At 71.9% G+C, this 14,509-nt stretch carries 11 protein-coding genes; 6 read left to right on the top strand and 5 right to left on the bottom strand.

Translation table 11 applies throughout. From position 1 onward, the window contains the following. Positions 1-60 precede the first annotated feature (60 nt). Positions 61-1,494, bottom strand: coding sequence for an MFS transporter (locus G3I77_RS34885; protein ID WP_248510329.1), 1,434 nt, complete (start codon positions 1,492-1,494; stop codon positions 61-63). Positions 1,495-1,764: 270 nt separating this feature from the next. Between G3I77_RS34885 and G3I77_RS34880 the strand changes: the two genes are divergently transcribed. The 3 genes from G3I77_RS34880 (at position 1,765) to G3I77_RS34870 (ending at position 6,958) form a co-directional block, all read left to right on the top strand. Beyond that, the gene (locus G3I77_RS34880; RefSeq protein ID WP_248510327.1) at positions 1,765-2,691 is read left to right on the top strand and encodes a DUF3027 domain-containing protein; all 927 of its coding nucleotides are present in this window, start codon (positions 1,765-1,767) and stop codon (positions 2,689-2,691) included. 88 nt (positions 2,692-2,779) lie between these two features. Next, the gene (locus G3I77_RS34875) at positions 2,780-5,932 is read left to right on the top strand and encodes a sacsin N-terminal ATP-binding-like domain-containing protein (RefSeq protein WP_248510322.1); all 3,153 of its coding nucleotides are present in this window, start codon (positions 2,780-2,782) and stop codon (positions 5,930-5,932) included. 171 nt (positions 5,933-6,103) lie between these two features. Beyond that, positions 6,104-6,958: a hypothetical protein gene (locus tag G3I77_RS34870; RefSeq protein WP_248510321.1), complete on the top strand. Its 855-nt coding sequence runs from the start codon at positions 6,104-6,106 to the stop codon at positions 6,956-6,958. Positions 6,959-6,964: 6 nt separating this feature from the next. Here the strand turns inward: G3I77_RS34870 and G3I77_RS34865 are convergent, their stop codons facing one another. The 3 genes from G3I77_RS34865 to G3I77_RS34855 form a co-directional block, all read right to left on the bottom strand. Further along, positions 6,965-9,358, bottom strand: coding sequence for an HAD-IC family P-type ATPase (locus G3I77_RS34865; RefSeq protein ID WP_248510320.1), 2,394 nt, complete (start codon positions 9,356-9,358; stop codon positions 6,965-6,967). A gap of 133 nt (positions 9,359-9,491) precedes the next feature. Then, on the bottom strand, positions 9,492-10,337 hold the full coding sequence (locus G3I77_RS34860; RefSeq protein ID WP_248510319.1) for a class I SAM-dependent methyltransferase: 846 nt from the start codon (positions 10,335-10,337) through the stop codon (positions 9,492-9,494). A 130-nt stretch (positions 10,338-10,467) separates the two neighbouring features. Continuing rightward, a complete protein-coding gene (locus G3I77_RS34855) occupies positions 10,468-10,746 on the bottom strand; it encodes a DUF2530 domain-containing protein (RefSeq protein ID WP_248510318.1) in 279 nt (92 codons plus the stop codon). 117 nt (positions 10,747-10,863) lie between these two features. On the opposite strand from G3I77_RS34855, the gene G3I77_RS34850 reads away from it, so the two are divergent. Beyond that, on the top strand, positions 10,864-12,315 hold the full coding sequence (locus tag G3I77_RS34850; protein WP_248510315.1) for an NCS2 family permease: 1,452 nt from the start codon (positions 10,864-10,866) through the stop codon (positions 12,313-12,315). Here G3I77_RS34850 and G3I77_RS34845 read toward each other — a convergent pair. Further along, a complete protein-coding gene (locus tag G3I77_RS34845) occupies positions 12,285-12,512 on the bottom strand; it encodes a ribbon-helix-helix protein, CopG family (protein WP_248510314.1) in 228 nt (75 codons plus the stop codon). The genes G3I77_RS34850 and G3I77_RS34845 overlap by 31 nt on opposite strands. 155 nt (positions 12,513-12,667) lie before the next feature. On the opposite strand from G3I77_RS34845, the gene G3I77_RS34840 reads away from it, so the two are divergent. Then, positions 12,668-13,105: a MarR family winged helix-turn-helix transcriptional regulator gene (locus tag G3I77_RS34840; RefSeq protein WP_030849396.1), complete on the top strand. Its 438-nt coding sequence runs from the start codon at positions 12,668-12,670 to the stop codon at positions 13,103-13,105. Between the two features lie 27 nt (positions 13,106-13,132). Next, entirely contained in the window at positions 13,133-14,509 is a 1,377-nt protein-coding gene (locus G3I77_RS34835; protein WP_248510313.1) for an MFS transporter, read from the top strand.

The following is a 14,509-nucleotide window of genomic DNA, read 5'->3' as shown; positions in this document are numbered from 1 at the left end:
GCCCGCGGGTCGCACCGCCCACGCGGGGTACGGCTCCCTGGGAGATCCATCAGAAGGGCCCTACGCGACGCGTGCCCGCCCCGGGCCGCCGTGCCGCGCCGAGTCGATCAGCCCCCGTACGGTCGTCAGCCACCCGGCGCCGACGATCGCGGCGCCCACCGCGAGCCCGGCCGTGCCGTTGAGCGGCACGGCGATGCCGATCGCCCCGCCCAGCACCCAGGACATCTGCAGCAGGGTCTCGGAGCGGGCGAAGGCCGACGTACGGACGCTCTCGGGGACGTCCCGCTGGATCAGCGCGTCCAGCGACAGCTTGGCCAGGGCCTGCGCGAACCCGGCGATGGCGGCCAGCGCGGCCACCATGACCGCGCTGAAGAACACCGCGGCCGTGATCGCCGCGCCCGCCACGCACGCCACGACCACGACGATGATGATCTCCGGCGCCCGGGAGCGCAGCCACGCCCCGACGGCCGTGCCGAGCGCGTTGCCCACGCCCGCCGAGACCGCCACTATCCCCAGGGACACCGCGGCGCTCTGGCCGGAGACCGGGTGCTCGCGCAGCAGGAACGCCAGGAAGAAGATCAGGAACCCGGTCAGGCAGCGGATGGCGGCGTTGGCGCCGAGGGCGTGGGTGACGGCGGGGCCGACCGTGCGCAGCCCGGGGCGCTTGACCGGCTGCCGGTGCGGCCCGTGCAGGTGCTGCTCGTCCGCGGCCAGCAGGGCGCGGTCCTCGCCCTTGGCGGAGTCGACCTTCGGCGGCAGCGTGAACGACAGGATTGTCCCCGCCACGAAGAGCACGAAGGCGCCGTAGAGGGGCCAGCGCGGCCCGATCTGCTGGAGCCCGGCGCCGATGGGCGCGGCGATGCCGGTGGCGAGGAGGCCGCCGAGGGTGACGCGCGAGTTGGCCTTCACGAGGGAGAAGCGGGGCGGCAGCAGCCGGGGCACGACGGCGCTTCTGACCACGCCGTACGCCTTCGACGAGACGAGGACGCCGAGCGCGGCCGGGTACAGCTCGAGGCCGCCGCTGACGACCGCGCCGGACAGGATGAGCGCGAGCAGCGCCCGGGCCAGCATCGCACCCGCCATCGCGGCGCGGCGGCCGTGCGGGATGCGGTCGAGGAGGGGGCCGATGACGGGCGCGAGGAGGGTGAAGGGCGCCATGGTGATGGCGAGGTACAGGGCGACGCGGCCGCGGGCCTCGTCGGTGGGCACGGAGAAGAAGACGGTCGAGGCGAGGGCGACGGTGATCATGACGTCGCCGGCGCCGTTCACGCCGTGCAGTTCGATCAGCTTGCCGAGGCCGGACTCGCCGGCGCCGTGCGCGTGCGTGGCCTTGCGGATGCCGCGGGCCGTGCCGGTCACCGGGAAGTGCAGGGCGCGGCCGACCGCGCGGAGGGAGCCGCCCAAACGGCCCGGTCCGCCCGGTCGGCTGCTTCCCTTAACCCCTTTCGACCCACCGGTCCCGGTGGCGCCCGGGGGTGTCTTCGCGGCTGCCACGACGTCATAGTGCCCCGATAAGGCTGTGGCTAGTGCCATTACCGCTTGTATAGGGCCTGTGGGGTGACTGTCCGGGGTGCGCTCGGGGTCCGGTGGGCGGCGCAACAGGACCGTCGGTGTACGCGAAGTGGGGCGGAAGGGTAGCGTGCGTATCTCAGCCATCCCGCAAAATGGATGAAGGATGTCGACGCGGTCCCCCGGTCCGCTCCGTCCGCCCCCGCGCTGGGAGTGGCGCACTCGTGAGACGGCGTATGGAGAGAAGCGATACCTGTGAGCGCAGCGACAACGCGAAGCCGCACCCCTGACCGTCTGTGCGCCGAGGCCGTCGACCTCGCACGCGCCGCAGCCGAGGAGGCCGCCGCGCCAGGAATCGTCGGGGAGCACGTGGGCGTGGTCTCCGAGGGGGACCGTGTCGTCACGCACTTCTTCCAGTGCCGGGAGCTCGGGTACCGGGGCTGGCGCTGGGCCGTGACGGTGGCCCGGGCCTCCCGGGCGAAGATCGTCACGGTGGACGAGGCGGCGCTGCTGCCCGGCCCGGACGCCGTGCTGGCGCCCGAGTGGGTGCCGTGGAGCGAGCGGCTGCGTCCCGGCGACATGGGGCCGGGCGATCTGCTGCCCACCGACGCCGAGGACCTGCGGCTGGAGCCGGGCTACACGGGCGAGGACGAGCCCGCGCCGAACGTTCCCGTGTCGCACGAGATGGCCGACCTGGTGGAGGCGGAGGACGCGGACCTCACCACGGCTGCCCCGTCCGGCTTCACGGTCGCCCCCCTGCGCGGTTCGATCCCGGCGGTCGCCGAGGAACTGGGCATGCGCCGGGCCCGCGTCCTGTCCCGCTACGGCCTGCACACCGCGGCCGACCGCTGGGAGGAGGCGTTCGGCCCCAAGACCCCCATGGCCCAGGCGGCCCCCGCCGCCTGCGTCAGCTGCGGCTTCCTCGTCCCCATCGGCGGCTCCCTGGGTCAGGCCTTCGGCGCCTGCGCCAACGAGTTCTCCCCGGCCGACGGCCGTCTGGTCTCCCTCGCCTACGGCTGCGGCGGCCACTCCGAGGCCGCGGTCATGCCCCGTCCGCCCCAGCCGGCCGCCCCGGTCATCGACGAGACCCGGGTCGACCCGTTCCCGCTGCGCCCGTCCTCGGACTCGGGCTCGGTATCGGCGACGGCGGACCAGGACACGGAGGAACTGGGCCACTCGTAGCGGCAGCCGCCCGCGCCGGGCGGGGGCACGCCGTCCGCTTCCCAGGCGGTACCTTCATCCTCACGTCCACGAGGAGAAGGAACGGAACGTGAGCAGCAAGTTCGTGCGGCCCGCCGCCGAGGGGGCCGATCCGTTCGGCACCGCCCGTCTGCGGCGCGGTGTCCTCGATTCCTGGGCCACCAGCCCCGCCCGGTTCCGTGAGGACGCCAACGCCGAGGAGGACCTGGCTCTCGGCGGCTACCGGGACCGGCTCGTCGTGGAACTCGCCCAGAACGCCGCCGACGCGGCGGCCCGGGCCGCAGTGCCGGGGCGGCTGCGGCTCACCCTGCGCGACGGGGTGCTCGTCGCCGCCAACACCGGCGCCCCGCTGGACGCGGCCGGGGTCGAGTCGCTGTCCACGCTGCGGGCGTCGGCCAAGAGGGACACGGGCGACACGTCCTCCGTGGGGCGGTTCGGAGTCGGATTCGCCGCGGTGCTCTCCGTCACCGACGAGCCCGCCGTCGTCGGCCGGCACGGCGGTGTGCGCTGGTCGCTGGCCGAGGCCAGGGCACTGGCCGCCGACACCGCCCGGCACAGCCCCGGCCTCGGGGACGAGGTCCGGCGCCGGGACGGGCACGTACCCCTGCTGCGGCTCCCGTACGCCGCCGAGGGCACCGCCCCCGGCCCGTACGACACCGCCGTCATCCTGCCGCTGCGGGACGCGGCCGCCGCCGATCTCGCCGAGCGGCTCCTGCGGGCCGTCGACGACGCCCTGCTGCTCACCCTTCCCGGACTCGAAGAGCTGGTCGTCGAGATCAACGGGGAGAGTCCGCGGACCCTCACCCGCCGGTCCGACGGTCCCTTCACCGTCGTCGACGACTCCGCCCACGGCGTCACCCACTGGCGCACCGCCGTCGCCCACGGCCCCCTCACTCCCGAGCTCCTCGCCGACCGGCCCGTCGAGGAGCGGCTGCGGCCCCACTGGTCGGTCACCTGGGCCGTGCCCGTGGACAGCGACGGCAGCCCGGCCCGGCCCCGCACCAGCGCGGTCGTGCACGCCCCGACCCCGAGTGACGAACCGCTCGGCGTCCCGGCCCTGCTCATCGCCTCGTTCCCGCTGGACTCCACCCGCCGGCACGCCGCCCCCGGCCCGCTGACCGACTTCCTCGTCCGGCGCGCGGCCGACGCCTACGCCGAACTCCTCGGCGACTGGCGGCCGGTGACCTCCGGGATCATCGGCCTGGTGCCCGGCCCGCTCGGCAAGGGCGAGCTGGACGGCGCCCTGCGCCGGGCGATCCTGGAGCGGCTGCCGCGGACTGAGTTTCTCCCGCCCGCCCACCCGGCGTTCCGCCCGCCCGCCCTCCCTCCCCGCGAGGACGACGACCTGCGGGAATCCCTGCGGCCCCGGGACGCCGAGGTCGTCGAGGGCGCGGGCGCGGACACCGTGCGGGTGCTCGCCGAGGTGCTGCCCACGCTGCTGCCCGCCGGGCTGGAGCGCCGCGCCGAGCTGCGGACCCTGGGCGTCGCCCGCGTCCCGCTGACCGACGCGATCGACCGGCTGGCCGGTCTCGAGAAGGAACCCGGCTGGTGGCGGCGGCTCTACGACAGCCTGGCCGGGATCGACCCGGACCGCCTGTCGGGGCTCCCGGTGCCGTTGGCGGACGGCCGTACGACCATCGGGCCCCGGCAGGTCCTGCTGCCGAGCGCGGAGGCCGCGCGGCTCGACCCCGAGGTGCTGGCCCGGCTCGGTCTGAAGGTCGCCCACTCGGACGCCGCCCACCCGCTCCTGGAGAAGCTCGGCGCCCTGCCCGCGACACCCCGGGCCGTCCTCACCACCCCGCAGGTCCGGGCCGCCGTCGCCGCGTCCCTGGACGACGAGGGCGGCGTGAACTGGGAGGAGGACTCCCTCGACGCCGGTGAACTGGCCGACACCGTACTCGCGTTGGTGCGGGACGCCGGGCTGGAACCCGGTGACGAGCCCTGGCTCGGCGCGCTCGCCCTGCCCGACGAGGAGGGCGAACCGGCCCCGGCGTGCGAACTCGTCTTTCCCGGCAGCCCCTTCGCCCAGGTCATGCGCGAGGGTGAACTCGCCGCCGTGGACGCCGAGCTGGCCGGCACGTGGGGTGAGCAGCCGTTGGCCGCCTGCGGTGTCCTGGTGAGCTTCGCGGTCGTCCGCGCCACCGACATCGTTCTCGACCCGGACGAACTGGAGCCCCGCGAGGGCGACTTCGCCGAACCCGACGACGCGGGCCTGCTGGACGCCGTCGACGTCTGGTGCGAGGACATCCTCGACCGCTTCCCGGACAGCCCGGTGCCGCCGGTCGCCACCGAGATCATCGCCGTGCGGGACCTGGACCTCGTGGACGAGGACAAGTGGGCGCAGGCGCTGGCGCTGCTGTCCCAGCCGCCGCTCAGGGACGCGATCGTGCAGCCCGTGCGGATCCTGCTGCCGGACGGGACGTACGAGGTCGTCCGGCCGTACACCGCCTGGTGGCTGCGCGGGAACCCCGTGCTCGACGGCCGCCGCCCGGCCGGTCTGCGGTCCGCCGGCGGCGACCCGCTGCTGCGCGGGCTCTACGACGAGGCCGACGCGACCGGGTTCGAGGACGAGCAGGTGCTGCGGGCGCTGGGCGTGCGGACGTCCGTCGCCGCGCTGTTGGACGAGCCCGGTGGTGCCGCCGAGCTGCTCGACCGGCTCGCCGACCCCGAGCGGGAGGTGACGGGGACTCAACTGCACGCCCTGTACGGGGCGCTGGCCGAGCTGGACCCGGATCAGGTGACCCTGCCGGACGACCTGCGGGCCGTCACCGACGGCCGGGTGGAGGTCGTGGACGCGGCCGACGCCGTGGTGTGCGACTCGCCCGATCTGCTGCCGTTCACCGAGGGCGTCCCGCTGCTTCCGGTACGGCCGTCACGCGCCGCCGAGCTGGCCGAACTGTTCCAGGTGCGGCGGCTGAGCGAGTCCGTCACCGGGGAGGTCACCTCCGAGGGCACCGAGCACGACGTCCCGGAGCCGGTGCGGGTGCTGCTCGGCCGGCGGACCCCGTCCTTCTACGTCGAGCACGAGGAACTCGTCGTCGACGGCGTGGAGATCGACTGGCGGCTCACCGACGACGGCGTCCTGCACGCCGCCACCCTGGAGGGCGTCGCCGCGGGGCTCGCCTGGGCGGCGGGGCAGTGGCCACGGCGGTTCGAGGTGGCGGCGCTGCTGGAGGATCCGTCACGGACGCGGGAACTGGCGCGGGACCGCTGGTTCGACTGATCCGGCGGTGACGTACGGCCGTTGGTGAAAAGTTCCGCACAAATTTTTCACCTGTCGTACAACCATGCGCACTGCTGAGGAATCTGATCACGTGAGTCAACAGACTCCACGATCACTTGGGCCCCGAGAGCCGACGATGAGCACCGGGGCCCCTCTCCACTTGGAGAACGCATGCGTATCCGAGCCACCGTGGCCGCCGTCACCGGCGCCCTGGCCCTCTCCGTCCTCGCCGTGCCGGCCGCGCAGGCCGCCGACGTCCCGTCCTCGGGCAAGGCCGCCTTCGGCGCCGCCACCGCCGACGGTGAGGTGAGCACCACCGCCGCGCTCGACGTCACCTTCTCGAACATGAAGGTGAACAGCGGCAAGAACATAGTCGTCGGCACCACGAACGCGGTCAGGGTTCCGGTCACCTACACCCTGAAGCACCCCTCCGGCATGGACACCGGCGCCGACACCTTCGCCTCCGGCCCGCTCATCTACAAGGGCTCCTCGGTGGACACGGCGAGCAACGTGCTGATCAGCGACGACCCTGCGACCTGCACCACCACCTCGTCGACCACGCTCAGCTGCAAGGGCGTCATCGTCATCCGCCCCGCCGACGGCGAGCTGTCGAGCTCCGAGGCAGGCACCTGGAAGGCGGGCGGCCTCGCCGTCACGAGCGACGACGACGTCACGACGCAGGGCGGTCTCGGCACCACCCGGGTCCAGCGGTACTCCAAGCTGACGGTCAACGCCTCGCCGGAGCCCGTGAAGAAGGGCAAGACCATCACGGTCACCGGCAAGCTGTCCCGCGCCAACTGGGACGACAACAAGTACCACGGCTACACCAACCAGCCGGTGAAGCTGCAGTTCCGCAAGAAGGGCTCCAACACCTACACCACGCTGAAGACCATCAAGTCGAACAGCACGGGCCAGCTGAAGACCACCGTCAAGGCCTCCACCGACGGCTACTTCCGCTACTCCTTCGCGGGCACGACCACCACCCCGGCGGTCAACGCCACGGGTGACTTCGTCGACGTGAAGTAGGGCCCGCTACGCGGGAAAGCGGCGGTCCACCCACCTCCACACGAGTTCCAGGGCGGCCGCCGCCACCGCCGCGATGCCGACCGCGATCCACGGCACCGTCATCCCCACCAGCTTCAGCGCGAAGAAGTGCTGCAACCACGGCACGACCAGCACCAGCAGGAACGCCCCGGCCATGGACGCGACGAGGACGACACGCCACCAGGTGTAGGGCCGGGCGATGATCGCCAGCACCCACATCGAGATGAGGAACAGCGTGAGCGTCGCCGCGCTGGTCTCCGCGTCCAGCGCCCCCGCGCCCGTGTAGTGCTCCCGGGCGATGAGGTACGTCGCGAAGGTCGCCACCGCCGCCACCACCCCGCCCGGGATCGCGTACCGCATGACCCGCCGTACGAAGTTCGGCTTCGCGCGCTCCTTGTTGGGCGCGAGCGCGAGGAAGAACGCCGGGATGCCGATGGTCAGCGTCGACAGCAGGGTCAGGTGGCGCGGCAGGAACGGGTACTCCACCTGGGAGCAGACCACCAGGACGGCCAGCAGCACCGAGTACACCGTCTTGACGAGGAACAGGGTCGCCACCCGCGTGATGTTGCCGATGACCCGGCGCCCCTCGGCGACCACCGACGGCAGCGTCGCGAAACTGTTGTTCAGCAGCACGATCTGCGCGACCGCCCGGGTCGCCTCCGAGCCGGAGCCCATCGCGACGCCGATGTCGGCGTCCTTCAGGGCGAGGACGTCGTTCACCCCGTCGCCCGTCATCGCGACGGTGTGCCCGCGGGACTGCAGCGCACCCACCATGTTCCGCTTCTGCTGCGGGGTGACCCGCCCGAACACCGTGCCGTCGTCGAGCGCGTCGGCCATCCCCTCCGGCTCGGCGGGCAGCCGGCGCGCGTCCACGGTGGTGCCGGACAGCCCGAGCTTGGCGGCGACCGCACCGACCGACACCGCGTTGTCACCGGAGATGACCTTGGCCCGGACGTTCTGGTCGGCGAAGTAGCGCAGCGTGTCCGCCGCGTCCGGCCGCAGCCGCTGCTCCAGCACGACCAGGGCGGTGGGCTTCGCCCCCGTCGTCACCTCGGGATCGTCCAGGTCCCCTGCGACGCGGGCGAGCAGCAGCACCCTGAGGCCCTGCTCGTTCAGCCGTCCGGTCTCGGCCAGGGCCGGATCGTCGTCCGCCAGCAGCACGTCGGGCGCGCCCAGCAGCCACCGGCCGGCCTGCCCGTCGTCCTCGCTGAACGCGGCGCCGCTGTACTTGCGGGCGGAGGAGAACGGCAGCGCCTTGGTGCAGCGCCAGTCCTCGACGGCCGGGTAGGTGTCGATGATCGCCTTCAGGGAGGCGTTCGGCCGTGGGTCCGACGCGCCGAAAGCCCCGAGCACCTTCCGTACGTACGTCTCGTCGGCTCCCTGGAGCGGCCGCAGCTCGGTGACGTCCATGCCGCCCTCGGTGAGGGTGCCGGTCTTGTCGAGGCAGACGGTGTCGACCCGGGCCAGCCCTTCGATCGCGGGCAGCTCCTGCACCAGGCACTGCTTGCGGCCCAGGCGGATCACGCCGATGGCGAAGGCGACCGAGGTGAGCAGGACCAGCCCCTCGGGGACCATCGGGACGATGCCGCCGACCGTGCGGGCGACGGAGTCGTCGAAGGCGTTCTCCTTCACGACCAGCTGGCTGATGACCAGGCCGATCGCGGTCGGGACCATCATCCACGTGACGTACTTGAGGATCGTGGAGATGCCCGACCGCAGCTCCGACTGGACGAGGGTGAAGCGCGAGGCCTCCTCGGCGAGCTGGGCGGCGTAGGCCTCGCGGCCGACCTTCGTCGCCTGGAAGGCCCCGCCGCCCGCCACCACGAAGCTGCCCGACATGACCTGGTCGCCCGGGTGTTTGACGACCGGGTCGGCCTCGCCGGTGAGCAGCGACTCGTCGATCTCCAGCCCGTCCGTCTCGACACAGACGCCGTCGACGACGACCTTGTCCCCGGGCCCGATCTCGATCAGGTCGTCCAGCACGATCTCGGACGTACTGACCTGCCCGGCCGCCCCGTCCCGGCGCACGGTCGGCCTGACCTCGCCGATCAGCGCGAGCGAGTCCAGCGTCTTCTTCGCCCGCCACTCCTGGACGATCCCGATGCCGGTGTTCGCGAGGATCACGAACCCGAACAGGCTGTCCTGGATCGGCGCGACGACCAGCATGATCAGCCACAGCACGCCGATGATCGCGTTGAAGCGGGTGAAGACGTTGGCCCGGACGATGTCGACGGTGGACCGGCTGCTGCGCACCGGCACGTCGTTGACCTGGCCGCGCTCCACCCGCTCGGCGACCTGAGCACCGGTCAGGCCGGTCTCGCGGGAGGTGACCGTCGCCGGCCGCGCGGAGTCGGGCCGGGCACCCGCGTCGAGATGCGTCATGCAATCGACGGTACGTGCGGATTTGACGCTTCACCCGCTGAATGCGGCGAAGATCCGACCTGGGGAGGACGGACTTCGTGCCGTGGTCGTACGGCAGTTGTACGCCGTCGGACCACGGTGCCGCGCCCCGGTGTCAGCCCGCCCGGCGGGCGGTGAACAGCAGGTACTCCCACTCCAGGACCGTCCTGCCCGAGCCGGTGCCCAGGTCGCCGTCGCGGGCGAGGTCCACCAGGGCGGCGTCCAGGGCGGCGGTGCGTTCGGGCTCGCCGGCGATGGCCTTGTAGACGGTGATGGTCGGGCCGTAGCGCTCCTTGAAGTAGTCGCGGAACGTCTCGGGCGTCTCGAAGCGGTCGACCCGGACCGTGCGGCGTTCGGCTCTGACGTCCGTGACCCGGTCGCCGAGGAGGGCGCGCACATGGTCCTCGTCTCCCCACAGCGGCGGCGGCTGGGCCCCGGGCGGGGGCGGTGGCGCGTAGGGCTTCAGCGCGGCGAACATCCGGCCGATGAAGCCCTGGGGCGTCCAGCTCAGCAGGCCGATGGTGCCGCCCGGACGGCAGACCCGGACGAGTTCGTCGGCGGCCTGCTGGTGGTGCGGGGCGAACATGACGCCCACGCAGGACAGCACGGTGTCGAACTCCGCGTCACCGAAGGGCAGGGCCTCGGCGTCGGCCTCCTGCCAGGCCAGCTGCGCACCCTGCTTCTCCGCCACCCGCCGGCCGGCCTCGAACAGTTCCGGCGTCAGGTCGGAGGCCACCACGTCCGCGCCGGCGAGGGCCGCCGGGATCGCGGCGTTGCCGGAACCGGCGCCCACGTCCAGCACCCGCCGGCCGGAGCTCACCCCGCACGCCTCGACCAGGACCGCTCCCAGGTCGGGGATGACCTCGGCGGCCAGGGAGGGGTAGTCGCCCTGGGCCCACATCGCGCGGTGCTTGGACTTCAGGGCGCGGTCGGCCTCGGCCGCGCTGTTCTGCATCGTCATCGCTGCGCTCCTCACCGGTCGGGCGGCGGTTTCGCGCTGACGGTTTTCGAGCGTTTCGCCGCCTTCTACGAGCGTAGGGAGGGTGCGGTGACGTGTCTCGCGGGAGAGCGGGCAGGACGGTGCCCCGGCCCTACTCGGCCGAGGGCGTCGCCGTCAGCCCCTCGGCGGCCGCCGCCCGCTTGAGCGCGGCTTCGCGCTTGCGGACGTACCAGATGCCGATCAGTCCCAGCCCGCCGCCGGCCAGGCAGGTCCACACCCACCAGGTGTGGCCGTGGTCGTCGAACCAGCCGTAGAAGGGGAGCTGGACCAGGAAGAGGACGAACCACAGGATGGTGCCGCCGGTGATGGTGGCGACCACGGGGCCCTCCAGGGGCTCCGGCGCCTCGTGTCGGGGGGTCCATTTCGCCATGGGGACAGCTTACGAGCCGATCAGGTCTACGCGCGGAGATGTGCGATCGGGACCTTATATGTTCATACTGAAACGGTTTGTGTCTGACCACTTCTCTTCGTAGGAAACACCAAACACATGTCCTCCTCGGCTCCCGCCAAGGTCCCCGCCCCTGAACAGCCGGGAGCCGGGCCCACGTACGGCGCACTCGACCGCTTCTTCCGGATCTCCGAGCGGGGCAGCACCCTGTCCCGCGAGGTCCGCGGCGGTCTCGCCACCTTCTTCGCGATGGCCTACATCATCGTGCTGAACCCGATCATCCTCGGCAGTGCCAAGGACATGTACGGTCACCAGCTCGACAACGGGCAGCTGGTCACCGCGACGGCCCTCACCGCCGCGCTCACCACCCTCCTCATGGGCGTCATCGGCAACGTCCCGATCGCGCTGGCCGCCGGCCTCGGCGTGAACTCGGTCGTCGCCCTCCAGCTCGCCCCGCGCATGTCCTGGCCGGACGCGATGGGCATGGTGGTCCTCGCCGGGTTCGTGGTCATGCTGCTGGTCGCGACGGGGCTGCGCGAGCGCGTCATGAACGCCGTGCCCTACGGGCTGCGCAAGGCCATCTCCATCGGTATCGGCCTGTTCATCATGCTGATCGGGCTCGTCGACGCGGGCTTCGTCTCCCGGATCCCGGACGTCGCCCAGACCACCGTCCCGCTCCAGCTCGGCGGCGACGGTCACCTCGACGGCTGGCCGGTCCTCGTCTTCGTCGTGGGTGTACTGCTGACCCTCGCGCTCATCGTGCGCAAGGTCTCCGGCGCGATCCTGATCTCCATCGCCGCCATGACGGTCCTCGCGGTGATCATCAACGCGGTGGCCAAGGTGCCGAGCTGGGGTCTGACCACGCCCAAGTGGCCCGGCAACCCGGTCGCGAGCCCCGACTTCGGGCTGATCGGGCAGGTCAGCCTGTTCGGCGGCTTCGGGAAGGTCGGCATGCTCACCGGCGTGCTCTTCGTCTTCACCGTGCTGCTGTCGTGCTTCTTCGACGCGATGGGCACGATCATGGGCGTCTCCGACGAGGCGAAGCTGACCGACGGCGAGGGGCAGATGCCCGGCATCAACAAGGTGCTGTTGGTCGACGGCCTCGCGGTCGCCGCCGGCGGCGCCAGCTCCTCCTCCGCGACGACCGCCTTCGTCGAGTCCACGGCGGGTGTCGGCGAGGGTGCCCGGACCGGTTTCGCGAACGTCGTCACCGGCGGCCTCTTCGCCGTCGCCCTCTTCCTGACGCCGGTGGCCACGATGGTCCCGTCCCAGGCGGCCACGCCCGCGCTGGTCGCGGTCGGCTTCCTGATCATGGCCGGATCGGTCAAGGAGATCGACTGGGCGGACTACACGATCGCCGTCCCGGCCTTCGTGACGATGCTGATGATGCCGTTCACCTACTCGATCACCAACGGCATCGGCATGGGCTTCATCACCTTCGTGGTGCTGCGGCTGGCGGCCGGGCGGGGCCGCGAGGTGCCGGTGGCGATGTACGCGGTGTCGGCGGTGTTCGCGTTCTACTACCTGATGCCGGCGCTGGGACTGACCTGATCCCCGTCACCGGAGTCGGCTGACCCGTAGAACCTCTCCGTCTCCTCGACGGCGGACTGGAACCGCTGGTCGAAGTCATCTCGAATGAGCGTCCGGACGACATGGTCCTGGACGCTCATTCCCCTTTTCGCGGCATGGTGCCGGAGCCGTTCGAGCAGGTCGTGGTCTATTCGCAGGCTGAGCACGCTGGTCCCCATGACCACGAGGGTCGCGGCAGCCTTCGGTCCGGTGTGTCGCGTTCCGCTGCCGGATCACCCATATGAGTGATGTCGCGGTTCAGTGGCGGGCGTCACGGACGTTCCTGCGTGTTCCGGCTGGTCTTTAGCGAGAGTAATGAGTTACGCTAAAGAACATGCCGGACCTCAGCCATGGCGACGACGTAGCCGCCGTGAACTCCCTCCGATCCGCAGTGATGCGGCTGTCCCGTCGGCTCAAGCACCAGCGGGTCGACGAATCGCTCAGCCCCACCGAGATGTCGGTGCTGGGCACCCTGTCCCTGTGCGGCAGGGCCACACCGGGCGAGCTCGCCCGAAAGGAGCACGTCCAGCCGCCGTCGATGACCCGCATCGTGGCGCTGCTGGAGGCCAAGGGACTGGTCCGGCTGGAGCCGCACCCCGAGGACCGGCGCCAGAAGGTCGTCACGCGCACCGAGCAGGCCGAGGCCATGCTCGAGGAGAGCCGCGCCAAGCGGAACGCGTTCCTGGCCACGCTGGTGGAGAACCTCGACGAGGACGAGTGGGCGAAACTCCGCGCCGCCGCCCCCGTGCTGGAGAAGCTCGCGCATCTGTGAGAAGGCCGTTGCAAGGAGGCGACACATTTGAGTTCGGGACCCGGAGCAGCTTCCGCCCCCGCACCTGATCCCCACCATTCCCCGCCCACCTCCGACGCACCCGCCGCCCGGCCCGCCCGCAAGTCCTCGATGTTCTCCTCCCTCAGGGTGAGGAACTACCGCCTGTTCTTCATGGGGCAGGTCGTCTCCAACACCGGTACCTGGATGCAGCGCATCGCCCAGGACTGGCTGGTGCTCAGCCTCACCGGCTCCTCCGCCGCCGTCGGCATCACGACCGCGCTGCAGTTCCTGCCGATGCTGCTCTTCGGCCTCTACGGCGGTGTCCTGGTCGACCGGCTGCCCAAGCGGCCCACCCTGCTCGTCACACAGTCGTCGATGGCCGTCACCGCCCTCGCCCTCGCCCTCGCCGTCCTCACCGGCCAGGTCCAGGTGTGGCACGTGTACGTGGCCGCCTTCGCGGTCGGTCTCGCCACCGTCGTCGACAACCCGGCCCGGCAGTCCTTCGTCTCCGAGCTGGTCGGCCCGGGGCAGCTGCAGAACGCGGTCAGCCTGAACTCGGCGAACTTCCAGTCCGCCCGCCTGGTCGGCCCCGCCGTCGCCGGCCTGCTCATCACCGGCGTCGGTACCGGCTACGCGTTCCTCTTCAACGGCCTGTCCTTCATCGCGCCCCTCACCGGCCTGCTGCTGATGCGCGCCCGCGACCTGCACGTCGTCGAGCGCGCCCCGCGGGGCAAGGGGCAGCTGCGGGAGGGCGTGCGCTACGTCACCGGCCGCCCGGAGCTGATCTGGCCGATCGTCCTGGTCGGCTTCGTCGGCACGTTCGCCTTCAACTTCCCCGTCTACCTCTCGGCCTTCGCGGACGACGTGTTCCACGCGGGGGCGGGCGCGTACAGCATGTTCAACACGCTGATGGCGGTCGGCTCGGTCGTGGGCGCACTGCTCGCGGCGCGGCGGGGCACGGCCCGGCTGCGGCTGCTGATCGTGGCGGCCATGGCCTTCGGCGCGCTGGAGATCCTGGCGGCCACGACCCCCACGCTGTGGATGTTCGCCCTGCTCATGGTCCCGCTGGGCCTGTTCGGCATGACGGTCAACGTCACGACGAACACCAGCATCCAGATGTCCACGGACCCGGCCATGCGCGGCCGGGTCATGGCCCTCTACATGATGATCTTCCTCGGCGGCTCGCCGGTCGGCGCCCCGATCGTCGGCTGGATCACCGACACCTACGGCGCCCGGGTCGGCCTCGCGGCCGGCGGCGCGGTGGCGGCGCTCGCCGCGGCGGTGATCGGCCTGATCCTGGCCCGCGTCGGCAACCTCCGCCTCTCGGTCGGCTGGCACGGCGGCCATCCCCGGGTGCGCTTCGTGCCCCGGGAGCATCAGGAGGAGCTGGCCCGGGCGGCGTAG

Origin of the sequence: Streptomyces sp. D2-8 (assembly GCF_023184515.1) — a bacterium.
GTDB lineage: Bacteria > Actinomycetota > Actinomycetes > Streptomycetales > Streptomycetaceae > Streptomyces.
Note: the sequence above shows the minus strand (reverse complement) of the source record. Positions and strands in the feature narration are given on the sequence as shown.

What these genes read in the sequence shown, in the direction of transcription:
- G3I77_RS34870 (WP_248510321.1), top strand. Translation starts at nt 6,104, where the DNA reads ATGCGTATCCGAGCCACCGTGGCCGCCGTCACCGGCGCCCTGGCCCTC.
- G3I77_RS34865 (WP_248510320.1), bottom strand. Translation starts at nt 9,358, where the DNA reads ATGACGCATCTCGACGCGGGTGCCCGGCCCGACTCCGCGCGGCCGGCG.
- G3I77_RS34860 (WP_248510319.1), bottom strand. Translation starts at nt 10,337, where the DNA reads ATGACGATGCAGAACAGCGCGGCCGAGGCCGACCGCGCCCTGAAGTCC.
- G3I77_RS34855 (WP_248510318.1), bottom strand. Translation starts at nt 10,746, where the DNA reads ATGGCGAAATGGACCCCCCGACACGAGGCGCCGGAGCCCCTGGAGGGC.
- G3I77_RS34850 (WP_248510315.1), top strand. Translation starts at nt 10,864, where the DNA reads ATGTCCTCCTCGGCTCCCGCCAAGGTCCCCGCCCCTGAACAGCCGGGA.
- G3I77_RS34845 (WP_248510314.1), bottom strand. Translation starts at nt 12,512, where the DNA reads ATGGGGACCAGCGTGCTCAGCCTGCGAATAGACCACGACCTGCTCGAA.
- G3I77_RS34840 (WP_030849396.1), top strand. Translation starts at nt 12,668, where the DNA reads ATGCCGGACCTCAGCCATGGCGACGACGTAGCCGCCGTGAACTCCCTC.